Source organism: Variovorax sp. GW458-11-26-14-LB1 (genome assembly GCF_059423965.1).
Genome location: NZ_JBWKYW010000004.1, coordinates 64,523 through 88,369, shown reverse-complemented (window position 1 = coordinate 88,369; position 23,847 = coordinate 64,523). Strand labels below are relative to the sequence as shown.

General features: G+C 69.9%; 17 protein-coding genes. 6 read left to right on the top strand and 11 right to left on the bottom strand.

Annotated features, from left to right (window positions below; all coding sequences use genetic code 11):
* Window positions 1-27 precede the first annotated feature (27 nt).
* The 3 genes from AC07YS_RS04360 to AC07YS_RS04350 are packed head-to-tail and all read right to left on the bottom strand — an operon-like array spanning window position 28 to window position 3,127.
* On the bottom strand, window positions 28-1,308 hold the full coding sequence (locus AC07YS_RS04360) for an AI-2E family transporter (protein WP_495268225.1): 1,281 nt from the start codon (window positions 1,306-1,308) through the stop codon (window positions 28-30).
* Window positions 1,305-2,057, bottom strand: a complete 753-nt coding sequence (locus tag AC07YS_RS04355) for a LytR/AlgR family response regulator transcription factor (protein ID WP_070062219.1) — start codon at window positions 2,055-2,057, stop codon at window positions 1,305-1,307. The genes AC07YS_RS04360 and AC07YS_RS04355 overlap by 4 nt, the downstream gene beginning before the upstream one ends.
* Complete coding sequence (locus AC07YS_RS04350) at window positions 2,054-3,127, bottom strand: sensor histidine kinase (RefSeq protein ID WP_495268237.1); 1,074 nt, start codon at window positions 3,125-3,127, stop codon at window positions 2,054-2,056. The genes AC07YS_RS04355 and AC07YS_RS04350 overlap by 4 nt, the downstream gene beginning before the upstream one ends.
* A gap of 57 nt (window positions 3,128-3,184) precedes the next feature.
* Here AC07YS_RS04350 and argH point away from each other — a divergent pair, with 57 nt between their 5' ends.
* Window positions 3,185-4,582, top strand: a complete 1,398-nt coding sequence (gene argH, locus AC07YS_RS04345; RefSeq protein ID WP_495268224.1) for an argininosuccinate lyase — start codon at window positions 3,185-3,187, stop codon at window positions 4,580-4,582.
* 33 nt (window positions 4,583-4,615) lie between these two features.
* The gene (locus AC07YS_RS04340; RefSeq protein ID WP_495268223.1) at window positions 4,616-6,094 is read left to right on the top strand and encodes a rhomboid family intramembrane serine protease; all 1,479 of its coding nucleotides are present in this window, start codon (window positions 4,616-4,618) and stop codon (window positions 6,092-6,094) included.
* Between the two features lie 45 nt (window positions 6,095-6,139).
* On the opposite strand, the gene AC07YS_RS04335 is transcribed toward AC07YS_RS04340, so the two are convergent.
* The 6 genes from AC07YS_RS04335 to AC07YS_RS04310 all read right to left on the bottom strand — a co-directional run bounded on the left by AC07YS_RS04335 (window position 6,140) and on the right by AC07YS_RS04310 (window position 13,311).
* The gene (locus tag AC07YS_RS04335) at window positions 6,140-7,486 is read right to left on the bottom strand and encodes an MFS family transporter (RefSeq protein ID WP_095949595.1); all 1,347 of its coding nucleotides are present in this window, start codon (window positions 7,484-7,486) and stop codon (window positions 6,140-6,142) included.
* A 430-nt stretch (window positions 7,487-7,916) separates the two neighbouring features.
* Entirely contained in the window at window positions 7,917-8,537 is a 621-nt protein-coding gene (locus AC07YS_RS04330; RefSeq protein WP_495268222.1) for a response regulator transcription factor, read from the bottom strand.
* On the bottom strand, window positions 8,534-10,726 hold the full coding sequence (locus tag AC07YS_RS04325; RefSeq protein WP_495268221.1) for an ATP-binding protein: 2,193 nt from the start codon (window positions 10,724-10,726) through the stop codon (window positions 8,534-8,536). Before AC07YS_RS04325 ends, AC07YS_RS04330 begins: the two co-directional genes overlap by 4 nt.
* A gap of 63 nt (window positions 10,727-10,789) precedes the next feature.
* Window positions 10,790-12,091 carry a hypothetical protein gene (locus AC07YS_RS04320; RefSeq protein WP_495268220.1) on the bottom strand — a complete coding sequence of 434 codons (1,302 nt, stop codon included), beginning with the start codon at window positions 12,089-12,091 and terminating at the stop codon, window positions 10,790-10,792.
* Between the two features lie 22 nt (window positions 12,092-12,113).
* On the bottom strand, window positions 12,114-12,653 hold the full coding sequence (locus AC07YS_RS04315) for a hypothetical protein (protein WP_070062213.1): 540 nt from the start codon (window positions 12,651-12,653) through the stop codon (window positions 12,114-12,116).
* A 97-nt stretch (window positions 12,654-12,750) separates the two neighbouring features.
* Entirely contained in the window at window positions 12,751-13,311 is a 561-nt protein-coding gene (locus AC07YS_RS04310) for a DUF3455 domain-containing protein (protein WP_495268219.1), read from the bottom strand.
* 190 nt (window positions 13,312-13,501) lie between these two features.
* On the opposite strand from AC07YS_RS04310, the gene AC07YS_RS04305 reads away from it, so the two are divergent.
* Genes AC07YS_RS04305 through AC07YS_RS04295 form a run of 3 tightly spaced genes read left to right on the top strand, consistent with a single transcriptional unit; the run spans window position 13,502 to window position 15,669 of the window.
* The gene (locus AC07YS_RS04305; RefSeq protein ID WP_487849019.1) at window positions 13,502-14,077 is read left to right on the top strand and encodes an RNA polymerase sigma factor; all 576 of its coding nucleotides are present in this window, start codon (window positions 13,502-13,504) and stop codon (window positions 14,075-14,077) included.
* Window positions 14,078-14,093: 16 nt separating this feature from the next.
* Complete coding sequence (locus AC07YS_RS04300; protein WP_139702398.1) at window positions 14,094-14,846, top strand: anti-sigma factor; 753 nt, start codon at window positions 14,094-14,096, stop codon at window positions 14,844-14,846.
* Window positions 14,847-14,892: 46 nt separating this feature from the next.
* On the top strand, window positions 14,893-15,669 hold the full coding sequence (locus AC07YS_RS04295) for an SGNH/GDSL hydrolase family protein (RefSeq protein ID WP_495268218.1): 777 nt from the start codon (window positions 14,893-14,895) through the stop codon (window positions 15,667-15,669).
* Here AC07YS_RS04295 and AC07YS_RS04290 read toward each other — a convergent pair whose 3' ends face one another.
* Together AC07YS_RS04290 and opgC are read right to left on the bottom strand one after the other, a co-directional pair.
* Window positions 15,670-16,470: a hypothetical protein gene (locus tag AC07YS_RS04290; RefSeq protein WP_495268217.1), complete on the bottom strand. Its 801-nt coding sequence runs from the start codon at window positions 16,468-16,470 to the stop codon at window positions 15,670-15,672.
* A 60-nt stretch (window positions 16,471-16,530) separates the two neighbouring features.
* Window positions 16,531-17,673 (bottom strand): OpgC domain-containing protein, encoded by a 1,143-nt coding sequence (gene opgC / locus AC07YS_RS04285; RefSeq protein WP_062474337.1) that lies wholly within the window; start codon window positions 17,671-17,673, stop codon window positions 16,531-16,533.
* A 183-nt stretch (window positions 17,674-17,856) separates the two neighbouring features.
* On the opposite strand from opgC, the gene AC07YS_RS04280 reads away from it, so the two are divergent.
* Window positions 17,857-23,847 carry an alpha-2-macroglobulin family protein gene (locus AC07YS_RS04280; protein ID WP_495268236.1) on the top strand — a complete coding sequence of 1,997 codons (5,991 nt, stop codon included), beginning with the start codon at window positions 17,857-17,859 and terminating at the stop codon, window positions 23,845-23,847.

Below are 23,847 nucleotides of genomic sequence, written 5' to 3'. Positions count from 1 at the left end.
CCCTCCTGAAGGGTTTGAAGGGCCGGTTTATTCGCCGAGCAGTTCGCCGATCGGCTGCAGGTCTTCCACCCGGTCGCAGATCGACTTGATGACCATGGTGATCGGGATGCCCAGCAGCAGCCCCCAGATGCCCCACAGCCAGCCCCAGAAGATCACGCCCACGAACACCGCCACCGGGTTCATGCGGCTGGTGCGGCTGGTGAGCCAGGGCATCAGCAGGTTGCCCACCACCGTGTGGATGGCCAGCGAGACGCCGCCCACCAGCAGCGCCATCTCGATGCTGCTGAACTGCAGGAAGGCCATGAGCCCCGCCGCCACCAGCACGATCACCGAGCCGATGTAGGGAATGAGGTTGGTCACCGCCGCGATGATTCCCCACACGGCCGCGTTCTCCACGCCGAGCAGCCAGAACGCCAGGCCGGTGGTCAGCCCCACCAGCCCGCTCACCAGAATCTGCACCAGCAGGTAGCGTTCGATGTTGCGCGTGATGTCGTCCAGCACGTGCACCGTGACCTTCTTCTTCTGCAGGCTGGGCCCGGTGATCTTGATGAGCTTGCGCCGGAAGGTGTCGCCCGAGCACAGCGCGAAGTAGGTGAGGAAGGCCACCAGCGTGAGCTGCCCCAAGGCGTTGAGCAGGCCGACCGTGCCGCTGAGCAGGTAGTCGCGCACGTTGAAGCCCGGCCGCTCGATCACGACGCGCGCCACGCCCTTGCGCGAAGCGACGCGCGCGGAGTTTTCCTCGGCCGCTTTCTCGAGCTGCGCGGCGGCCTGCTGCACGCTGTCCAGCGGGGTGGCGCTGGCGTTCTTGTCGCGGCGCATGGCCTGGCCGAGTTTTTGTGCGGCGACCGGCAGCGAGTCGAGCAGTTGCGAGGCGCTGCCCGAGAGCGAGTAGCCGGTCCACCCGAGCCCGCCGAACAGGCCCAGCAGGATCGCCGCCGCGCCGATCCAGCGCGGCACGTACCAGCGGTGCAGGCGCTCGACCAGCGGCGACAGCGCGTAGTTCAGCAACAGGCTCAGCATGAGCGGCACGAACACGGCCTGGCCCCAGCGCAGCGCGAAGACGCTGGCGAGCACGGCCAGCACCACGAGCGAGGCGCTGCGCACGTCGACCGGCATGTGCAGCACGAAGCGCCTGCGCAGGGCGGAGGTGGAATCTTCGCTCGGCTCGACGGGCGCCGCGGGCTCGACGGGTTCGACCGGCGGCGGCGGCGCCGGAGCAGGTGCAGGCGCAGGCGCAGGCGGCGGCTCATCCGCAGCCACCGGCCGTTCAGGCGCCGGTTTCGGGCCGGCCGGGGTGTCGTCGGTCATCGCGATTCCTTCAGCATCTCGCGCACCGCGGCCAGCTGGCGGCGCGACACCGCCACGGGCTCGGGCACCGAGTCCAGCCGCAGCGCCCAGCCATCGGCGTCCTCGCCGTCGTCGTAGCGCTCGAGCGCGCGGATGGCCGAGCGCGCCACCAGCGCATTGCGGTGCACGCGCAGGAAGCGGTTCGGGTAGCGCTCCTCGAAATCGTTCAGCGAGCCATCGAGGATGTGGCTGCGCGTGGCGGTGCGCACCGTGAGGTACTTGTATTCGGACTTGAGGTACAGCACTTCGGACAGCGGCACGCGCTCGGCGCGGCCCCGGTCCTGGATCAGCACGCACTCGGGCGTGGCCTCAGCCGCCGGCTGGGCGGCGCGGCGCTCCTTCAGGAAGCGTTCGACCTTCTGCAGCGCCTGCTGCAGCCGCTCGGCGCGCACGGGCTTGGTGAGGTAGTCGACCGCCTCCAGCTCGAAGGCCGTGACCGCGTGGCTGGCGTGCGCCGTCACGAACACCACGGCCGGCGCGTCGGGCCGGCTGCGCAGCGCGCGCGCCACCTCGATGCCGTCGACGCCGGGCATGTGCACGTCGAGCAGCACGAGGTCGAGGTCCATCGCGGCCAGGTGGGCCAGCGCCTCTTCGCCCTGCGCGGCCTCGGCCGTCACCTCGGCGGCGGGCGAGGTGCAGTCGCGCAGCAGCGTGCGCAGGCGCGAGCGGGCCAGGGCTTCGTCGTCAACGATCAGGGTCTTGAGGCTCATGATTCGGCGGGGATGGCAATGCGTACGCGGTAGTTCTTCTGGTCCATGCCGGCGCTGAACTGCATCTGCATGTCGTGCAGCAGGCGCAGCCGCTCGCGCACGTTGTCCAGGGCGATGCCGTGGCCGCGCGGCAGCGGCTCGTCGGCCCAGCGCAGCGGCGGCAGGCTGTTGACCACCTCGATCACGACCATGCCGCCGCGCCGCTCGGTGCGGATGCGCAGCTTGCCGCCCTCGGGGCTGGGCTCCACGCCGTGCTTGATGGCGTTCTCGACCAGCGGCTGCAGCAGCAGGGGCGGCAGGCGCGCGTCGCTGGCGGCGGCATCGAGGTCCCAGCGGATGCGCAGGCGCTCGCCGAAGCGCACCTGCTCGATGGCCAGGTAGCGCTCGGCCAGCGCGATCTCGTCGGCCAGCGTGCCCGATTCGCCGGGCACGGTGAGCGCCTGGCGGAACAGCTCGGCCAGGTCTTCGAGCATGGTCTCGGCCTTGGCGGGCTCCTCGCGCACCAGCGCGATGGCGCTGTTGAGCGTGTTGAACAAAAAGTGCGGGCGGATGCGCGACTGCAGCTCTTCGAGCCGGGCCGTGGTCGCGGCCGGCGTCTGGCCGCGCGCGCGCAGCACCATCGCCGCCATCACCAGCCCCGCGAACAGCGCGCCGGCCAGCGCGCTGGCCAGCCAGGGCGCGCTGGCGATCACGCCGGTCAGGCGCAGCAGGCCGCAGCCGTACAGCGAGGCCACGGCGCCCAGCACGGCGCCCGCGGCGTATTGCCCGGGGGGCGGCAGGCGCCGCAGCTGCTTCTTGAGCCCGCAGGCCGCCACCAGCCACAACAGCGTGGCGGGCAGCGCGCCGCCGGTGACCGTGGCCGCCTGCACCAGCCATTCGCCGAAGGAGCCGACCACGAACAGCGTGGCCACCGCCACCACCGCTTCGACGAACACCACGGTGCGCAGCACCACGCCGATCTGGCAGGCGTCGAACAGCGCCGGACCGCCGCGCACGGGCGCGCGGGCGCGTTCCGGCGACGCGGCGGACGTGGAGGGGGAGCTGGCCGATAAAATCGCCGGGTTGCGCATCGCAGACATCAGATCCATCGGGTGACCAACCCATTATTGCCTTCCTGGACGGCTCCCATGACCCAAAACCAACTCGACAAGAAATCCGAAGCCTGGTCGGCCCTGTTCTCCGAACCGATGAGCGACCTGGTGAAGCGCTACACCTCCAGCGTCTTCTTCGACAAGCGCCTGTGGCAGGCCGACATCGAGGGCTCGCTGGCGCACGCCGGCATGCTCGCCGCCCAGGGCATCATCAGCGTGACGGACCACGCCGCCATCGAGCGCGGCATGACGCAGATCCGCAGCGAAATCGAGGCCGGCAGCTTCGAGTGGAAGCTCGACCTCGAGGACGTGCACCTGAACATCGAGGCCCGCCTGACCCAGCTCGTGGGCGACGCCGGCAAGCGCCTGCACACCGGCCGCAGCCGCAACGACCAGGTCGCCACCGACGTGCGCCTGTGGCTGCGCGGCGAGATCGACCTCATCGGCGACCTGCTGGTCGAGCTGCAGAAGGCGCTGGTCGACATCGCCGAGAAGAACGTCGAGGTGATCCTGCCCGGCTTCACCCACCTGCAGGTGGCCCAGCCCGTGAGCTTCGGCCACCACATGCTGGCCTACGTGGAAATGTTCAGCCGCGACGCCGAGCGCATGGGCGAGGTGCGCAAGCGCGTCAACCGCCTGCCGCTGGGCGCCGCCGCCCTGGCCGGCACCAGCTACCCGCTGAACCGCGAGCTCGTGGCGCGCACCCTGAAGATGGACAGCGTCTGCCAGAACAGCCTGGACGCCGTGAGCGACCGCGACTTCGCGATCGAATTCACCGCCGCCGCCAGCCTGTGCATGGTGCACGTGAGCCGCCTGAGCGAAGAACTCATCATCTGGATGAGCCAGAACTTCGGCTTCATCAACATCGCCGACCGCTTCACCACCGGCTCGTCGATCATGCCGCAGAAGAAGAACCCCGACGTGCCCGAGCTGGCGCGCGGCAAGACCGGCCGCGTGGTCGGCCACCTGATGGCGCTCATCACGCTCATGAAGGGCCAGCCGCTGGCCTACAACAAGGACAACCAGGAAGACAAGGAGCCGCTGTTCGACACCGTCGACACGCTCAAGGACACCCTGCGCATCTTTGCCGAGATGATCGGCGGCATCACCGTGAAGCCGCAGGCCATGGAGGCCGCCGCGCTGCGCGGCTACGCCACCGCCACCGACCTGGCCGACTACCTCGTGAAGAAGGGCCTGCCCTTCCGCGACGCGCACGAAACCGTGGCCCACGCCGTGAAGGCCGCTACCTCGCACCAGGTCGACCTGTCGGAGCTGCCGCTGGCCGTGCTGCAGCAGTTCAACCCGAACATCGAAAAAGACGTGTACGACGTGCTGAGCCTGCGCGGCTCGCTCAACGCCCGCAACGTGCTGGGCGGCACCGCGCCCGTGCAGGTCAAGGCACAGGTCGCCCGCCACCGCGCTCGCCTGGGCTGAAGCCCGCGGCCACGCCACCGAGGGCCGCGCTTCATGTTCTACGCCATCCCGCTCGAAAACAAGCCGAGCTGGCGCAATCCGCCGTGGATGACGGTGCTGCTGATCCTCCTGAACATGCTCGTGTTCTGGGGGCCGCAGCGCATCGAAGAAAACGGCCGCGAGCGCGCCGCGCAGTTCTACGTGCAGAGCGTGCTGCCCGAGCTGGAGCTGCCGCCCTTCGTCGAGTGGCTCGAAAAAACCGACCCCAAGCGCGGCAAGCTGGCGCGCCGCATGCTGGCGCATGAAGAGGCCTACCCGCAGCTGCTCGAAGGCCTGCAGAACGACCAGCCCTTCCTGAAGAAGCTGCGCGCCGACCAGGTCGTGACGCCCGCGAACCCGCGCTTCGACGAATGGCAGCGCGACCGCCGCCAGTACGAGGCGATGCTGCCCGCGCCGTTCACCGCGCGCTGGTCGCAGGACTACGGCAAGGACGCCGAGTTCAAGCCCTGGACCTGGCTGACCGCCACCTTCCTGCATGGCAGCACGGGCCACCTGCTGGGCAACATGCTGTTCCTCTTTCTGTTCGGCTTCTCGGTCGAGCTGGCGCTGGGGCGCGGCACCTACCTGAGCTTCTACCTGCTGGGCGGCGTGGGCTCCGCGCTGCTGGCCGGCTGGGCCTATGCGGGCAAGGGCGGCTACGGGCTGGGGGCCTCGGGCGCGATCTCGGCGCTGATGGGCATGTACGCCGTGATGTACCGGCTGCGGCGCATCCGCTTTTTCTACCAGCTGTTCTTCTATTTCAACTACGTCACGGCGCCCGCCCTGCTCTTGCTGCCGGCCTGGATCGTCAACGAGCTGGTGCAGCACTGGATCGGCGGCCAGGGCATCGCCTACATGGCCCACCTGGGCGGCCTGCTGACGGGCGCGGCGCTGATGGCCGGCGCGATGTGGCTGGGCCGCGTGAAGACGCCCGAGACCGTGAAGTCGGAAATGGTGACCGACGACCACCGCTTCGACCAGCACGTGGCCGCCGCGCGCAAGCTGTCGGCGGCCATGAAGTTCGAGCCCGCGTGCGTTGAATGGCGCGCCGCCGCCGCCCTGCGCCCCGGCGACACCGACACGCTGCGCGCCTGGTTCCACACCGCGCGCCTGCAGCCCGCGAGCGACGACTTCCACCAGGCCGCGCGCCGCATCTTCCGCCTGCCCGCCACCGATGCCGACACGCTCGCGCTGCAGCACGCCAGCTTCACGACCTACCTCGACCAGGCCAAACCGGGCGTGCGCCTGAAGCCCGACGACATGGCCCGGCTGGCGCGCCGCTTCGCGCGCATCCGCCAGTTCGGCGACGCCGACAAGCTCTGCCGCATCCTGCTGAAGACCGCGCCCGACCACCCCGAGCTGGCCGACACGCTCTCGGTGTGCGCCAACGGGCTGCTGCACGCGGGCGAACGCGATCGCGCCCTGGGCCTGCTGCCGCACCTGCTGCGGCTGGCGCCCAACGACATGGTCACGCGCGCCTTGCAGCGCACGTAAAAAACCCGGCGCGCGGCCGGGTTCGTTGACGAAGCGCCGCTGCGCTTACTTGTCGTTGTGCAGGTACGTCGCCTGCTTCGGCAGCAGCAGGCTGACCAGGAAGGCCACGCCCATCATCGCCGTCACGTACCAGTAGAAGTACGACTCGTGGCCGATCGACTTCAGGCCCAGCGCCACGTACTCGGCGCTGCCGCCGAAGATGGCGTTGCCCACCGCGTACGACAGGCCCACGCCCAGCGCGCGCACTTCGGGCGGGAACATCTCGGCCTTCACGATGCCGCTGATCGAGGTGTAGAAGCTCACCACCGCCAGCGCCAGCGTGATCAGCACGCCGGCCATCAGCGGGCTGCTCACGTTTTGCAGGTTGCTCAGCACGGGCACCGTCATCAGCGCGCCCAGGGCGCCGAACAGCAGCATGTTGCTGCGCCGGCCGATGCGGTCCGACAGCGCGCCGAACAGCGGCTGCATGCACATGTACAGGAAGAGGCACGCCGTCATCACGTTGCTGGCGGTCTTGATCGACATGCCGGCCGAGTTCACCAGGTACTTCTGCATGTAGGTGGTGAAGGTGTAGAAGATCAGCGAGCCGCCGGCCGTGTAGCCCAGCACCACGAGGAAGGCGCGCTTGTGGTGCTTGAACAGCTCGGCGACGCTGCCGGCGCCCTTGGCGGCGCGGGTCTTGGTGCTGGCCGTTTCGGTCAGCGTGCGGCGCAGCATCAGCGCCACGACGGCGGCCAGGGCACCCAGCACGAAGGGAATGCGCCAGCCCCAGGCCTTGAGCTCGGCCTCGGTGAGCAGCTGCTGCAGCACCACCACGGCCACCACGGCCAGCAGCTGGCCGCCGATCAGCGTGACGTACTGGAACGACGAGAAGAAGCCGCGCTGGCCGCGCATGGCCACTTCGCTCATGTAGGTGGCGGTGGTGCCGTATTCGCCACCGACCGACAGGCCCTGCAGCAGGCGCGCGGCCAGCAGCAGCGCGGGCGCCCAGGCGCCGATCTGCGCGTAGGTGGGCAGGCAGGCAATGACCAGCGAGCCCACGCACATCATGACGACCGAGGTCACCATCGAGGTCTTGCGGCCCTTGCGGTCGGCCAGCCGGCCGAACAGCCAGCCGCCGATCGGGCGCATCAGGAAGCCGGCGGCGAACACGCCGGCGGTGTTCAGCAGCTGGACCGTCGGGTCCGACTTGGGGAAGAACGAGGGCGCGAAGTAGATCGCGCAGAAGGCGTAGACGTAGAAGTCGAACCACTCCACCAGGTTGCCGGACGAAGCGGCAAAGATGGCGAAGATGCGCTTGCGCTTTTCCTCGAAGGTGTAGGGGGTGGTGTCGCGGGTCGCGTCCGGGCTGGAAGCGCCGGCGCTCGTGCTGCTGCTGGCAATGGCGGTCATGCGGGGGGTCCTTGTCTCTGGCTGCAGCCCCCGCGAAGCCCGCGGAAAGCCGTGCCGGGGAGTCTGGTCCGCCGGGGGCACGCTGTCGTCCGTAGGGCCCCCGCCGCGGGACTGCGTACCGGTACGCAGGGGTAAACCCTAAGTTCTAGCCAGAGGTTGGGGCGCCTTCAGGGCGACGCTCCCGCCGACGGGGAACCTTGCTCCGCGAATGTCCCCCGGGCTTCGCCCTCCTCCTTGATTTCGCTGCGCAAGGCGCCCCATCGGCGTGAGCGTGTTCAGTGCAGGCGTTGATCGGCCGCACACCGCCGCCGCTTCCCGTGCCCAGGACACTGGGTGCTTCCCGCAGCGAAATCAAGGAGGAGGGGCGAAGCCCCGGGGGACATTCGCGGAGGGAAGCACCCGGTGGCCTGGGCACGCGCCCCGAACAGAACTACAACCCGTGCTCGCGCAGGAAGCGATCCAGCTCCAGGCTGCTCGAAAAGCCCAGCTTCGCGAACATGTGGGCCCGGTGCGTCTCCACCGTGCGCAGTTCCAGCGGTGCCAGTTCCTGCGCGATGCGCTTGTTGGGCAGGCCTTCGGCCACGAGCCGGGCGACCTGCATCTCGCGCGGCGTGAGCTTGGCCCACAGCGCCTGCGCGGCCTGCCGGGCCTGGCGGCGCACGGCGATCTCCTCGGCTTTCTGCAACGCCTTGGCGATGCTGTCGAGCAGGCGCTCGTCGTTGCAGGGCTTTTCCAGCCAGCCCAAGGCGCCGTTCTGCACCGCCTCGACCGCCATCGGGATGTCGCCGTGCCCGGACAGGAAGATCACGACCAGCGGGCTGTCCTGCGCGCGCAGCGCGTCGAACACCTGCAGCCCGCTCATGCCCTCCATGCGCAGGTCGAGGATGGCGCAGCCGGGGCGCTGCAGGTCGGCGCCGGCCAGGAAGGCTTCGCCCGAGGCAAAGGCCTGCACCGCGTGGCCGCGCGACAGCAGCAGCAGGCCCAGGGAGCGGCGCACGGCCTCGTCGTCGTCGACGACGCACAGGTGGTTGGCAAGCAGGGGTGCGTTCACGGGGAAGCCTCCAGTTCGAGGGTGAAGACCGTGCCGCCGCCGGGCCGGTCGGCAAACGACAAGCGGCCGCGGTGGGCCTCCACGATGGTGCGGCAGATGTTCAGGCCCAGCCCGAGCCCGCCGGCCTTGGTGGTGAAGAACGGCGCGAAGACCTGCTCGGCCAGCGCGGCGTCGATGCCGGGGCCGTGGTCGGCGATGCGGATGTGCACGCGGCCTTCATGCAACCCGGCCTCGACCTCGACCACGCGCCGCTCGGGCGGCGTGCCCTGCTGCATCGCCTGCAGGCTGTTGGACAGCAGGTTCAGCAGCACCTGCTCGAGCAGCACGCGGTCGCCGCGCACCGGCGGCAGCGCGGGCGGAATGCGCACCTCGGCGCGCACCTGCCGCTGGCGCATCTCGCCCTGCAACAGCGCCAGCGCATTGGCCACGAGCGCGGCCACGGCGCAGTCTTCGGTGCCGGCGGTGCGCTGGCGCACGAAGCCGCGGATGCGCCGCACGATCTCGGCGCTGCGTTTGGCCTGCGCCACGGTCTCGTCGAGGCTGCTGGCCAGCAGCGGCTGGTTGCCCTGCGCGGCGAAGGCCTTGGCGGCGCTGGCGAAGTTGCTCAGCGCCATCAGCGGCTGGTTGAGTTCGTGCGCCAGCGTGGAGGCCATCTCGCCCAGGCTGGCCAGGCGCTGCGCGTGCTGCAGCTGCTCGTCGTTCTGGCGCTGGCGCAGCTCGGCGCGCTTCTGCTCGGTGATGTCGACCACCGAGCTCATCCAGCCGCTGTGGCGGCCGTCGGCGTCGATGAGCCGCGCGGTGTAGACCATGGTGATGACCTCGTGCCCGTCGCGGTGCCGCAGGCGCGACTCGAAGCCCGAGCGCGCGGGCTGCCCGCTCATCATGGCCTCGTAGTGGAACCAGTGCTGCGTCACGTCGTCGGGGTGCCAGTAGGGGTACGGCGGCAGCCGCCCCAGCAGCTCGTCGGCGCCGTAGCCGGTCATCTCGCAGAAGGCCGGGTTGACGTAGATGATGCGGCCCTGCAGGTCGCGCGCGCGCATGCCGACCAGCAGCGAGTCTTCCATCGCCTTGCGGAAGGCGTGGGCCTGGTCCAGCTCGTGGGTGCGCTCGCGCACGCGCAGCTCGAGGTCGCGCCGCGCGTCGCGCTGCTCGGCGAAGCGGCGCTCGCGCAGCCGCCAGTACAGCGCGCCCAGCAGCAGCACGCCGGCGCCCAGCAGGCCGAGCATCCAGGTGCGCTCGCGCGCGCGGGTGACTTCGGCGTGGTCGGCCATCACCGTCAGGGTCCAGCCCAGGTCGGGCAAGGGCTCGTCCACGGCGAGAAAACGGCGCGCCTTGCCGCCGACCGTGGTGCGCACCAGGTAGCCCGGCGCGCCTTCGATGTGCTCGACGCGCCAGGGCAGCGGCGCGAAGCGGGTGCGCGTGCCGTACTGCTGATCGTGCTCGATGCCGGCCAGGTCGGCGGGGCTCAGCGCCCGCGTGGCCTGGTACATCCAGCCCGGCACCGAACTCAGGAACACGATGCCGCGCGCGTCGGTCAGCAGGATCGGGTCGCGCACGAAGGCCCAGGCGTCGTGCAGCTGGCGCAGGCTGACCTTGACGGTGACCACGCCCAGCACCTCGCCGCCGCCCTCGGCGCGCACCGGTGCCGACATGAACAGCCCCGGCTCGCCCGTGGTCTGGCCCACGCCGTAGAACAGGCCGCGCCGCCCGGCCCGCGCGTCGAGAAAGTACGGCCGGTTGGCGTACGACTCGCCCACGAAGCTCTGCGGCGTGGCCCAGTTGCTCGCGGCCAGCGTGAGGCCCTGCGGGTCGGTGAGGTACAGCGCGTCGGAGCCCGCGAGGCGGTTCACCTCCTCGATGTGGTGGTTGGCGCGCTGCCGCGCGGCGGGGTCCTGCGGGTGGGCCAGCACGGCCAGCACGTCGGGGTGCATGCCGGCGGTGAACGGCAGGTAGCCGTACTTGCCGGCGGCGTCGCGCAGGCCGAGCACGTGCACTTCCATGGCGCGGCGGATCGAGTCGGCCTGGAAGTTCGCCTCGCGCCGCGCGGCCCACTGGCCGGCCACGGCAATCAGCAGCAGCGCCAGCGCCACGGCGCCCGCCCAGGCCGCCAGCGCGCGGCGGCGGGAACGCGCCGGCGATGCAGAAGATGAGGGAGCAGGAAGGGACGGTTCGGGCGAAAGGGGCGGCATAGGAGGCAGGTCCGGCCGGCGCGGCGTGCGGAATTTTGCCCTGATCCGCGGGCCGGTCCCCTCTCAGGCCGCCGGCCGCAGCAGCCAGCGCACTTCCTGCGTCTGCTCGCTCTCGGGGTAGCGGGCCTCGAGCGTCGTGAGGATCGGCTGCGCCATGTCCGTGCGGCCCAGCCCCTGCACCAGCGCGCGGGCTGCCAGCTCGTAGGCCTGCGGGATCGCCGCGTGGCCGCGGAAGCGCTTGTCGAAGCCCGACAGCAGCGCGAGTGTGCCGTGGGCGTCGCCGCCACGCCACTCGGCGCGGGCCATCGCGATGACCATCGCCGGGTCGTCGAGCACGAAGGTCTTGTCGATGGCGCGGCAGGCCTTGAAGACTTTCAGCGCGTCCGATGCGAGGTCGCGCCGCATCAGCAGCGGAATGAAGCGGCGCGCGTGGTCGAACAGCGTGTCCTTCTTCTCGGGCATGAGCGCCAGCACGCGGTGGTAGCGGCGCTGCGCGGCCAGGTCGTCGGCGTCGGCGGTGCGCTGCGCCTCGTAGGCAATGCCCAGCGCGGCGGCCAGGTCGCCGTCGGTGATGCACTGCGCCACCTCTGCGTCGGTGCGCTGCGCGGCGATCTGCGCAGGCGTGCGGCGGTCGACCGGCGCGCCGATGTCAGCGCCCGCGCCGGGCACGAGGTCGATGCCGAAGGCGTCGTGGTGCTGGTACATCACGTAGCCCAGGAGGCTGGCCATCACCCAGCCGAAGTAGATGAACGCGAAGTTGACGATCGGCAGCACGATGCGTCCGTCGAACACCGGCAGCACCATCGAGATCGCCACCTGCGCACCCGTGCTCAGCAGGAACAGGAAGAAGCACAGCAGCGCGTAGGGCCAGCCGATGGTGCGCATCGCGTCCATCACGTAGCCCGGGTTCATGGCCTGGAAGAAGCTGCCCGACTGCACCAGCACGATCACCGCCGCCGGGAAGGTGAAGGACATGATGAAGAGACCCACCGTGCCCAGCACCGGCTCGTACCAGGCGAGCCAGCCGATGAGCATCGTCTGCACCAGCGAGATGGCGAAGAGCTTCCACGGCAGGTAGGTCCACTCGTCGCTCGATTCACGGCCGAAGTCGGCCGAGTCGCGGATGCCGCGCGCGCCCAGCGCGATGACCTTGAAGCCGTAGCGGCTGGCCGCCAGGATGATGCCGACCTCGATGACGACGAAGGCCAGCGCATCGGGCAGGAAGAACACGGCCTCGAACAGCAGGCTGCAGAACGACAGCACCAGGCCGTAGGCCAGCGGCCGCAGCTGCAGCGGAAAGGCGAAGAAGCTGTTGAGGCGGTGCCAGAACGGCGGGGGCGGCGGCAGGGAGTCGCGGTCGATCATGGCGGGGCCTGTGGTGCTGCGGCTACTTGCGGAAGAAGTCGCTCTGGCTCATGGCGCCCGCGCCGCCCAGGCGCACCACGGTGACGCCGTTGGAATGCACGAGGCGCATCTGGCCGAGTTCGCGCTCCAGGCGTTGGGTGAAACTGCTCTTGTACTGCAGCACCGACTCGCCCATCTTCAGCACGCTGGTGCCCGTGACGGTGGCGCTCTTGCGGTCGGTGGCCACCTCGATGCTGTCGATGTGGTAGTCGTACTCGATGGTGAGGATGCCGCCCATGCGGTCGCCGACGGTGCGAAACAGCTCGATGTTCTCCTTCACCGTGTCGCAGGCTTCGTCGCGGTTCTGGGTGGTCTCGAGGGTGCGGCCCATGGCCGTGACCTTGCTCTCGATCACCGCCTTGCGGCTGAGTTGCTTGCAGATCGCCTCGGCGTCGCGCGAGTACACGGCGTGGGCGTCCTTCCGGTAGTAGTCGCGCACCATCGCCTCGTCGAGCTTGCGGCCGCCGACAAAGAAGAACCACGCGCCCACGCAGAGCGCGATCACGATCGCAATTTGCTTCATTCCCGCCCCCGCGCGCACGCGGTCCCGCTCCGTTTTGCGGCGCAGTATACGTTGCCGAATGTTTCCAAACGGCGGCGCGGCGGGGGTTCCCGGCGCTTCAGCCGGCGCGATAGAAGATGTAGTCGGCCTGGTACTTCACGACCTGTTTCTGGCCCAGATTCGTCGCGCCACAGGTGGCGGCGGGCGCCACGCCGCCCTGCGTGGCGACGCGCTGGATGTAGCTCACGCCCTGCATGGCGCCCATGCCGGTGGCGGGGTTGGCCTTCACCAATTGGTGGGGAATGTTGCCGGTACCGTTCGGCGCCACCGCCACCTGTGTGGCCGTGACCTTCGAGCCGTCCGCGTTCTCCCAGGTGGCGGGCGGGCCGTAGTACTTGCCGACCTGCTTGCCGGCGCGGTCCATCAGCTTGGCGTCGGGGCCGACGAAGACCCACTCGTGCGCGCCCGGCGTGTTGGCCTTGGCGCGGCATTCGTAGGTGATGTCGCCCGCGCCCACGGTTTCCATGGCCACGCGGTGGCCGGCGGGCACCTTCACGGCGTCGGGCAGGCTGGCCTGCGAGAACATCGGCGCGGGCTTGGCGCCCATGCCGGAACAGGCGGCCAGGCCAAGCGCCGCTGCGGTGGTGGAAGCCAGGACGGTCAGGGTGCGGATGTGCATGGTCGTTTCCTCGGTGTCTGTTTGATCGGTGGTGAAAGAGAAAGAGCCGCCGTCTGGAGTTCTGCATCTCGACGCCCCCTGTCCCGTGTACGCAGCCCGATGGCCGGTGGATTCAGGCGGGCCGCGCTGAATCCGCCGCCCCCGCCGGGCCGTACCTCGGACATGCGCACCGATGCCCCACAATCCGCCGATGACCGCACCCAGCCCCGACGCCGAACTGATGGCGCTGATCGACCGGATCGGCCATCGCGACGAAGCCGCCCTGCGGCAGCTGTACGACCGCACCTCGCCCCGCCTCATGGGCCTGGCGATGCGGGTGGTGCGCCAGCGCGAGTGGGCCGAAGACGTGCTGCAGGAGTCCTTTCTCACCGTCTGGCGCGTGGCCGGCGACTACCGCGCCTCGCTGAGCCCGCCGCTGGCCTGGCTGGGGCTCATCGTGCGCAGCCGCTCGCTCGACCTGCTGCGCCGCCGCACCGCCGACCGCGCCCAGCTCACGCAGGAGTTCGACGAGCTGATGGCCGACACCTTCGAATCCGACACGCCCAACCCGGCCGACATGGCCGATGCGAGCGAGCAGGCCTGGGCGCTGCACCAGTGCCTGAGCCAGCTCGAGGGCCGCCAGCGCGAGGTGGTCAGCCTGGCCTACCTGCGCGAGATGAGCCACGGCGAGCTGGCCGAACAGCTCAAGCTGCCGCTGGGCACCGTGAAGACCTGGATCCGTCGCGGGCTCGAGAAGCTGCGCACCTGCATGGGCCGCTTCGCCTGACCACGAGACCCGCCCCATGAACCTCCTTGCCCACCCCGAACTGCTCGAACTGCTGGCCGCCAGCCATGCGCTGGGCACGCTGCGCGGCGGCGCCCGCCGCCGCTTCGAAACCCTGGCGCGCGAGCAGGCGCCCGTGCGCGCCGCCGCGCTGGTCTGGCAGGGCCGGCTGGCCGGCATGACCGAGCTGCAGCAGCCCGTCGCGCCCGACCCGGCCGTCTGGACCCGCATCCGCAACCTGATCGACGCCGAGCAGGCGCAGCAGGCCCTCGAGCGGCAGCGCGACAACGCCGCGCCCATTGCCTCTGCATCGACGGGCGGCTGGCTGCGCAGCCTCGCGCTGTGGCGCGGCGCCGCCGCGGCCGGCGCGCTCGTGGCCGTGCTGGCCGTGGGCGTGGGCCTGAACCTGCGCGAGCAGCTGGTCAACGCGCCCGCCGTGCAGTACGTGGCCGTGCTGTCCGACGACAAGGCCGCGGCCTCCATGCTCGTGACCTTCGACCCGAAGAAGAAGCAGCTCGTGCTGCAGCGCGTGGGCAGCTTCCGCGAAGGCGCCGACAAGTCGCTGCAGCTGTGGGCCCTGCCGCCCGGCGGCGCGCCGCGCTCGCTCGGCGTGCTGGACAATGCACCGGCGCTGCGGCTGGCCGCCTCGGAATCCGATGTGCGCGTGCCGGCGCTGGCGATCAGCCTGGAGCCCAAGGGCGGCGTGCCGAGCGCGGGCGGCCCGACCGGGCCGGTGCTGTTCCATGGGCCGCTGATCGAAAAAACGCTCTGACCCTGTCCTGAATTTCTCCGCTTCCGTTCTCTTTCCGATGCCTTCGATGAAATCCGCGCTGGCGGCCACCGCCGCCCTGCTGCTGGCAACCGCCGCCTTCACCGCCCAGGCCCAGACCGCGGCCGCCGCCTTCCCCTACGAAGCCGACGGCGCCACGGCCGCCGACACCGCCTCCGCCTACCTCGCCGCCAAGGCCCGCTGGCACAACGAACTGGCCGCCTTCGCGCGCGCCGACCAGGAGCGCTTTCCGGCGCCGGGCGGCGTGGTGTTCGTGGGCAGCTCCACCGTGCGCATGTGGACGCGCCTGTCGCAGGATTTTTCCCGCGTGCCGGGCGGCATCGTCAACCGCGGCTTCGGCGGCTCGACGCTGGCCGACTGCGCCCTGTTCGCGCGCGACCTCGTGGTGCGCTACAAGCCCCGGCAGGTGGTGCTCTATGCGGGCGACAACGACCTGGCCGAGGGCCGCACGCCGCTGCAGGTGCTGGACAGCTTCGCGCGCTTTGCCAACACGGTGCGCGCCGAGCTGCCCGACGCGCGCATCAGCTTCATCTCGGTCAAGCCCAGCCCGTCGCGCGAGCAGCTGATGCCACAGATCCGCGAGACCAACCACGTGATCTCGGCCTACCTGAACCTGCTGCCCAACAGCGAGTACATCGACATCCACACGCCGATGCTCGGCGCGGACGGCCGCCCGCGCCCCGAGCTGTTCCGCGGCGACCGGCTGCACCTGACGGACGAGGGCTACCGGCTGTGGCAGTCGGTGGTGGCGCCGCATCTGCCGATGCCGCCTGCGGCGCCAGTTGCGCCGACCAACGCGCCCTGATCAGGGCGGCGGCAGCAGGTCCTGGTATTCGGGGAGCGTGAGCAGCTCCAGGTCGGGGAACTTGCGCACCGCCTCCTTGATGTTCTTCAGCGTCTGCGCCATGCGCGCGCGCACCGTCTTGCGCACCCAGGCCTGGTCGTCGGGCGGCAGGCTGGCCAGGTAGTAGGCGCCCGGCACGCAGCCGTGCAGGAAGTTCTCGGCCTTGGCCTTGGCTTCGTTGAGCCGCTTCGCGTGGACCTGGGCAATCACTTGCGCCAGGTCGGCGCCCGGCGAGGCCTTGCGTGCCGTGTTCAATTCGCTCATCACGGGGCCGTCGCTGTCGAAGGAGGCCGGGTGGCAGTGGACCCATGACAGGAACATCCGGTCGGCCGCCGATTGGCGGTCTGTCCCGTCGAAGTCGATGCTTCCGCCCAGATGTTTCGCCGCAGCGGCGTGGCCGCGCTCAGCGGCCAGCCAGCGCCATTGCAGGCTCTCGCTTCGACCGGCACCGCGCCTGAGAAAGACCGCGAGAGATTCATAAGCCGGCGTATAGCCTTCCGCCGCCGCCGAGCGAAGGTCTTCCATCGCGCGGGCGCGGGTTGCGGCATCGACCTCCACGCCCATCATGAGCGCCGAGCCGCGATGCACGCGTCCGAACGGGGTGCCGCTGTCGGCCAGCGTGATTTCGCAGGCCGATGGGTTGGCGGCACCGTAGCAATCCAGCCGCCGTTGCACGTCCTGTTGCGCTGCTTGCGGCAAGGCCGAATGCGCCGCCGCACCCCACGCCAGCACGCAGGCCGCCAGTGCACGTCTCCAAAGCACGGAATCGATCATCGCCCTCCCCCTCTTCTCAAAAAAACGAGCGGTGCTCCCTGCAGACACCTACGCCGGCGCAGGCTCCGAAGGCACATCGTCCGCCGGCGGCGGCACGTCCGCGCCGCGCGTGAAGCGTGCCACGAAGTACATCCCCGCGAACACCGCCGCCAGCAGCAGGCCGTCGCCCCACCAGGGCCGCGCCATCTGGTTGTCGCCGTAGAAGGCCAGCACCAGCAGCACCGCCACGAGGTGCGCGCAGAACACCGGCAGCGAGGCCGAGCCCATGGCCTCGAGCCAGTGCAGGCGCGGGATCTTGCGCATGAGCCAGGGCCCGAAGCGCACCGCCAGGATGCCCAGCGCCACCAGGTTCACGATCCGCAGCGGGCCGAGCTGCCACTTGTCGAACAGCAGGTTCATTTCCACATCGCCGCCGAACGGCGCCTGGCCGTTGATGCCGGTGTGGCGCCAGTAGAAGCCGTACAGCGCGATGCCCGCCGCCAGCACGAGCAGCCAGGCCGGAAAGCGCAGCGGCCGGGCCTCGGGCGCGTTGCGGCTGGCGCCCAGGCACAGGCCCGCGAACCACAGGAACTGCCAGGCGTAGGTGTTGAAGGCGCCCATCTCGTGGAACGGCACCGGCACGCCGAGGTAGCGCACCGCCAGCCCGTAGACCCATTCGCTGAGCCCGAACTGCGCCATCGCCCAGACCGTGGCGCTGGCCACCATCACGAGCGTCCAGCCGTGGCGCATGGCAAAGGCCAGCACCCAGGGGCTCATGAGCATGAAGAAGATGTACATCGGCAGGATGTCCAGCAGCGGCGGCTCGTAGATCAGCAGCAGCCCGAACAGGAAGCCGTCGCGCGGCTCGGCCAGGTAGTACGACACGAGGTTCTTGACCGCCGGCTGGTCGATGTGCACGCCGAGCGCGGCGATCACGGTGAACAAAAACAGCAGGATCGCCGCCTGGCACAGGTAGACCTTGAGCACGCGCCGCCAGAAAGCCTGGCGCATCGAGTCGACGCCGCGCACGTGGCCGATGCGGCTGTAGACCAGCCCCGCCACGAAGGCCGACAGCAACACGAAGCCCTCGGCGGCCGACACGAAGCCGAAAGGCTGACCCAGCGGATCGGTCAGCCGCGTGGGCAGGTGGGTGACGGTCATCAGCACGAGCATCAGCCCGCGCAAGGCGTCTATTTCCCAGTAGCGTTTCATTCGGTCGGCGGCGAGGTCTTGGTGGCGGTCTGCGCAGCGCACGCACGACGTCAGCGATTGTAAGAAGACCGGCGTACGTCGACCGAACGCGCGCTTCAAACACGCACGGCCTATGACGCTTGGCACTCCCGGAGCGCCATGCAAATCGGCTACGCTGCGCGCTGCCTCAAGGTGGAGAACTCCGTGAACCGTTTCATTCCGACATTGCTACTGGCCGCCGGCGCGCTCGCGGCGGGCCCGGGCTTTGCACTTCAGATCACCAGCCTGACCCCGCAGGGCGAAGTGGCGCGCGTGCGCCAGGTCGTCGCCAAATTCGATCAGGCGGCGGTCAACTTCGGCGACCCCAAGGCGCCCGCGCCGCTCACCGTGAGCTGCTCGGACGCGCAGGCCGGCAAGGGCACCGGCCGCTGGACCGACGCCAAGGCCTGGGTCTACGACTTCGAGAACGACCTGCCGCCCGGCGTGCGCTGCTCGGTCACCCGCATTCCCACCTTCAAGCCGGCCGGCGGCGGCGAGCTGACCGGCCCCGAACGCTATCAATTCAATAGCGGCGGCCCGTTCGTGCGCAACTACATGCCGGGCACCTACGCCCGCATCGACGAGCAGCAGATGTTCGTGCTCGAGCTCAACGGCGCGGCCACCATCGACAGCGTGCGCCAGAACGTCTGGTGCGCGGCCGACGGTGTCGGCGAACGCATTCCGGCCAAGCTGCTCGAGGGCGAGGCGCGTACCGAGCTGCTCAAGGCCTTCCACCGCGAGAAGGAAGCCGCGAAAGACCCGCTGCGCTTCATCACGATGCAGTGCAACCGCACGCTCACGCCCGGCGCCAAGGTGCAGGTCGTCTACGGCAAGGGCGTGGCCACGCCGTCGGGCGTCGCCAACAACGTGGAACGCCGTTTCGACTACCAGGTGCGCGAGCCCTTCGCCGTGTCCTTCAGCTGCGAGCGCGAGAACGCGCAGGCCGCCTGCCTGCCGCTGCGCCCGATGCAGCTGCAGTTCAATGCGCCGGTGACGCGCAAGGTGGCCTCGCAGATCGTGCTCAAGGGCGACGGCAAATCGATCAAGGCCACGCTCGAGAGCGGCGGCGGCTCGCAGAACGACGACGACGTGGTCAACAGCGCGAGCTTCGGCCCGCCGCTGGCCGAGAGCACGCAGTTCAGCATCGAGCTGCCTTCCGGCTTCCAGGACGCCTCGGGCCGCCCGCTGGGCACGCCCGGCAGCTTTCCGCTGAAGGTGGCGACCGGCGCGATGCCGCCGCTGGCCAAGTTCGCGGCCTCGCCCTTCGGCGTGATCGAGCGCCTGGCCGAGCCCGGCACCCCGGCCATGATGCCGGTCACGGTGCGCCGCGTGGAGCCGCAGCTGATGGTGCAGGCGCTCACGCCCGGCAAGGTGAGCGACCTCAACCCCAAGACCGACGCCGAGATCATCGCGTGGTACCGCAAGGTGCGCCGCTACGACAGCTACACGGTCAGCCGCGACACCGCACGCCGCGACGTGAAGGGCGCCCTGCCCCCGGTGATCGACAAGAACGAACGCTCGCACGTGCAGACGCGCATGGTGTCGCTGCTCGGCGGCCAGCCGGGCGTGAAGGCCCTGGACATGCCCAAGGCCGAGAGCGGCGACCCGCGCCCCTTCGAAGTGGTCGGCATCCCGCTCACGCCGGGCTTCCACGTGCTGGAGATCGCCTCGCAGAAACTCGGCGAAGCCCTGCTCGACGAGCGCTACAACGCCGGGCGCACGATGTACGTGCGCACCACCGCGCTGGTCACCAACCTGGCCGTGCACTTCAAGCTGGGCCGCGAGAACTCCATGGCCTGGGTCACCACGCTCGACAAGGGCAAGGTGGTGGCGGGCGCCGAGGTGCGCGTGTCCAGCTGCGACGGCAAGGCCGTGGCCACCGGCACCACCGACGCCAGCGGCATCGTGATGCTCAACGGCGTGTCGCCCGATGCACCGAGCTGCAACGGCCCGAACGAATACGAGACCAGCGCCTGGTTCGTGAGCGCGCGCGCCAAGGACGACAAGGGCGTGGAAGACCTCGCCTTCACCTGGAGCGACTGGCAGCGCGGCATCGAGCCCTGGCGCTTCAACGTGCCCACCAGCCTGGACGTGCGCCCCGACGGCATCGCCCACACCATCTTCGACCGCACGCTGCTGCGCGCCGGCGAGACGGTGTCGATGAAGAGCCTGCTGCGCACGCAGACCAGCAAGGGCTTCGGCCTGCCGGCAGACCGGCCCGACACGCTGGTCGTGACCCACATGGGCAGCGGCCAGCGCTTCACCCAGCCGCTGGCCTGGCGCAAGACCGCCACCGGCGGCCTGAGCGCCGAGAACAGCTTTGCCATTCCGCCGGCCGCCAAGCTCGGCGTGTACCAGGTCGAGCTGCGCAGCGGCGACGGCACCAGCGACGAAGGCAACAACCGCACCTACTCGACCGGCATCTTCCGCGTCGAGGAGTTCCGCCTGCCGGTGCTCGAAGGCCGCATCGCGCCCACCGAGAAGAAGCCGCTGGTGGCCGCCACGAGCGTGCCCACCGACGTGCAGATCAACTACGTGGCCGGCGGCGGCGCCGCCAACCTGCCGGTGCGCGTGTCGGCCATGGTGCGCGGCAAGGGCCTGAGCTTTTCCGACTACGACGCCTTCAGCTTCAACCCGCCGCGCGCCGCCGGCGACGGCAGCGAAGCCGCCACCGCCGCCGACACGAGCGCCGGCGAGGAAGACCTCAACAGCGTGAACGACACCCGCGTGATCGCCGACAAGCTGCCGCTCACGCTGAACAAGGACGGCGCCGGCAAGGTCACGATCGACAAGGTGCCCAAGGTGAAGGCGGCGCGCGAGCTGCTGCTCGAAGCCACGTATGCCGACCCGAACGGCGAGGTGCAGACCATTCGCAGCACGCAGACGCTGTGGCCCGCGTCGGTCATCGCCGGCATCAAGACCGAGGGCTGGGTCTCGACCAGCCAGAAGCTCAAGTTCCAGGCGCTCGCGCTCGACCTCACGGGCAAGCCCCAGGCCGGCGTGACGCTCAACGTGCGCGCCGTGGCCCGCATCACCACCACCAGCCGCAAGCGCATGGTGGGCGGCTTCTACACCTACGACAACAAGACCGAAACGAAGGACATCGGCACCGTCTGCTCCGGCAAGAGCGATTCGCGCGGCCTGCTGCTGTGCGAGTCGGAGCTGAAGGAAGCCGGCGAGGTCGAGCTGGTGGCCAGCGCCACCGACAGCGACGGCCGCAGCGCCAGCGCCGTGAGCTCGGTCTACGTGACCAAGCAGGGCGAACTGTGGTTCGGCGGCGAGGACAACGACCGCATCGACGTGCTGCCCGAAAAGAAGAGCTACCAGCCCGGCGAGGTCGCCAAGTTCCAGGTGCGCAGCCCGTTCCGCTTTGCCACCGCGCTGGTGGCCGTGGAACGCGAAGGCATCATCGAGACGCACGTGGTGCAGCTGGACGGCAAGGACCCGACGGTCAGCCTGCAGGTCAAGCCCGAGTGGGGCCCGAACGCCTACGTGAGCGTGCTCGCGCTGCGCGGGCGCCTGCGCGAAGTGCCGTGGTACAGCTTCTTCACCTGGGGCTTCAAGGCACCGCGCGAGTGGTGGACCGCCTTCTGGTACGAGGGCAAGGAATACGTCGCGCCCACGGCCATGGTCGACCTGAGCAAGCCCGCCTACCGCCTGGGCATGGCCGAGATCCGCGTCGGCACGCGCGCGCACCAGATCGACGTGACCGTCACCAGCGACAAGCCCAGCTACCCGATCCGCAGCAAGGCGCAGGTCACCATCACCGCCAAGCTGCCCGACGGCAAGCCGGCCGCCGGCGCCGAAGTGGCGCTGGCCGCGGTCGACCAGGCGCTGCTGGAGCTCATGCCCAACGACAGCTGGAACCTGCTCAACGCGATGCTGCAGCGGCGCAGCTGGGGCGTGAGCACCTCCACCGCGCAGATGGAAATCGTCGGTCGGCGCCACTACGGGCGCAAGGCCGTGCCCGCGGGCGGCGGCGGCGGCAAGGGCCAGACGCGCGAACTGCTCGACACCCTGCTCGTGTGGAACCCGAAGATCGTGCTCGACGCCAACGGCCAGGCCGTGGTGACGGTGCCGCTGAACGACGCGCTCACCACCTTCAAGATCGTGGCCGTGGCCGATGCGGGCACCAGCCTGTTCGGCACCGGCCAGGCCAGCATCCAGGCCACGCAAGACCTGCAGATCATCAGCGGCCTGCCGCCGCTGGTGCGCGAGGACGACCAGTTCCGCGCGCAGATCACCTTGCGCAACACCACGCAGAAGCCGATGAAGGTGGAAGCCACGCCGCGCGCCACGCTGCTCACGCTCGAGACGCAGACCGTCGACATCCCGGCCGGCGAATCGCGCGAGGTGGCCTGGAACGTGACCGCGCCCGCGCAGCTCGCGCAGACGCGCGCCGAAGCCATCCTGTGGGAGATCGAGGCGAAAGACACCGTCGGTGGCGCGCGCGACGCGCTCAAGGTGCGCCAGCGCATCGTGCCCGCCGTGCCGCTCACGGTGCAGCAGGCCACGCTGGTGCAGGTCGACGGGCCGTTCACGCTCGACGTGGCACCGCCCGCCGACGCCCTGCCCGGCCGCGGCGGCCTGAAGATGTCGCTGCAACCCAAGCTGGCCGAAGGCCTGCCGGGCGTGCGCGACTGGTTCGCCAACTACCCCTTCAGCTGCCTCGAGCAGAAGACCAGCAAGGCGGTCGGCCTGCGCGACGCGAAGATGTGGCAGGGCGTGCTGGCCACGCTGCCCACCTACCTGGACAGCGACGGCCTGGCCAGCTACTTCCCGCCGCGCGACGGCGAAGCCAACCGCGGCAGCGACATCCTCACGTCGTACCTGCTCGCGGCCACGCACGAAGCGGCGCAGCTCAACCCGGCCTTCGCGCTCGCCGACGACGCGCGCGCACCGATGGAGTCGGGCCTGATCGCGTTCGTCGAAGGCCGCGTCACGCGCGAGTTCTGGAGCCCGCGCAAGGACCTGGACGTGCGCAAGCTCGCCGCGCTCGAAGCCTTGTCGCGCTACGGCAAGGCCAAGGGCAGCATGCTCGGCAGCATCACCATCGCGCCGAACCAGTGGCCCACCAGCGCGGTGATCGACTGGGTCAACATCCTGAAGCGCGTGAACGACGTGCCGCAGCGCCAGCAGCGCCTGGACGAGGCCAACAACGTGCTGAAGGCGCGCCTGTCCTACCAGGGCACCAAGCTCATCTTCAGCACCGAGCAGGACGACTACTGGTGGTGGCTCATGACCAACGGCGACGTCAACACCGCGCGCCTGCTGCTCACGGTGATGGACGACCCGGCCTGGAAGGACGACATCGGCAAGCTCGCCAACGGCTTCATCGGCCGCCAGCAGAACGGCGCCTGGCACACCACCACCGCCAACCTGTGGGGCGGGCTGGCGCTGGAGAAGTTCAGCAAGGTGTTCGAGAGCACGCCGGTGGCCGGCGTCACCGCCGCCACGCTGGGCGCGGTGAAGGCGCAGGTCGACTGGAGCAAGGTGGAGCGCGTGAAGGCCAGCGACGCAACCGGCGCCCCGAACCAGACCACGATGTTCGGCGCGCCCGCCTCGCCGGGCAACCTGCGCAACAACACGATGTTCCTGCCCTGGTCCGCATCGCCCACGGGTGCGCCCGTGCGCGACACGCTGCTGGTGACGCAGCAGGGCACCGGCAAGCCGTGGCTCACGCTGCAGTCGCTGGCCGCCGTGCAGCTGAAGGCACCGTTTGCGGCGGGCTACGCGCTGAAGAAGACCGTCACGCCGGTCGAGCAGGCCGTGGCCGGCAAGTACACGCGCGGCGACGTGCTGCGCGTGAGCATCGAGGTCAACGCCAGCACCGACATGACCTGGGTCGTGATCACCGACCCGGTCCCGGGCGGCGCCACCATCCTGGGCAGCGGCCTGGGCCGCGACTCGCAGATCGCCACGCAGGGCGAGAAGAAGTCGGGCAGCGGCTGGCCGGCGTTCGAGGAACGCAGCTTCGAGGCCTTCCGCAGCTACTACGAGTACCTGCCCAAGGGCGTGGTGAAGATGGAATACACCGTGCGCCTGAACAACGTCGGCGACTTCGCGCTGCCACCCAGCCGCGTGGAAGCGATGTACGCGCCCGAGATGTTCGGCGAGACGCCGAATGCGCGGGTGAAGGTGGAGGCGGCGAAGTAA

Bases quoted from the DNA above. Each gene is read 5' to 3' on its own strand.
- AC07YS_RS04360 (WP_495268225.1), bottom strand. From the start codon at position 1,308: ATGACCGACGACACCCCGGCCGGCCCGAAACCGGCGCCTGAACGGCCG.
- AC07YS_RS04355 (WP_070062219.1), bottom strand. From the start codon at position 2,057: ATGAGCCTCAAGACCCTGATCGTTGACGACGAAGCCCTGGCCCGCTCG.
- AC07YS_RS04350 (WP_495268237.1), bottom strand. From the start codon at position 3,127: ATGCGCAACCCGGCGATTTTATCGGCCAGCTCCCCCTCCACGTCCGCC.
- argH (WP_495268224.1), top strand. From the start codon at position 3,185: ATGACCCAAAACCAACTCGACAAGAAATCCGAAGCCTGGTCGGCCCTG.
- AC07YS_RS04340 (WP_495268223.1), top strand. From the start codon at position 4,616: ATGTTCTACGCCATCCCGCTCGAAAACAAGCCGAGCTGGCGCAATCCG.
- AC07YS_RS04335 (WP_095949595.1), bottom strand. From the start codon at position 7,486: ATGACCGCCATTGCCAGCAGCAGCACGAGCGCCGGCGCTTCCAGCCCG.
- AC07YS_RS04325 (WP_495268221.1), bottom strand. From the start codon at position 10,726: ATGCCGCCCCTTTCGCCCGAACCGTCCCTTCCTGCTCCCTCATCTTCT.
- AC07YS_RS04320 (WP_495268220.1), bottom strand. From the start codon at position 12,091: ATGATCGACCGCGACTCCCTGCCGCCGCCCCCGCCGTTCTGGCACCGC.
- AC07YS_RS04315 (WP_070062213.1), bottom strand. From the start codon at position 12,653: ATGAAGCAAATTGCGATCGTGATCGCGCTCTGCGTGGGCGCGTGGTTC.
- AC07YS_RS04310 (WP_495268219.1), bottom strand. From the start codon at position 13,311: ATGCACATCCGCACCCTGACCGTCCTGGCTTCCACCACCGCAGCGGCG.
- AC07YS_RS04305 (WP_487849019.1), top strand. From the start codon at position 13,502: ATGACCGCACCCAGCCCCGACGCCGAACTGATGGCGCTGATCGACCGG.
- AC07YS_RS04300 (WP_139702398.1), top strand. From the start codon at position 14,094: ATGAACCTCCTTGCCCACCCCGAACTGCTCGAACTGCTGGCCGCCAGC.
- AC07YS_RS04295 (WP_495268218.1), top strand. From the start codon at position 14,893: ATGAAATCCGCGCTGGCGGCCACCGCCGCCCTGCTGCTGGCAACCGCC.
- opgC (WP_062474337.1), bottom strand. From the start codon at position 17,673: ATGAAACGCTACTGGGAAATAGACGCCTTGCGCGGGCTGATGCTCGTG.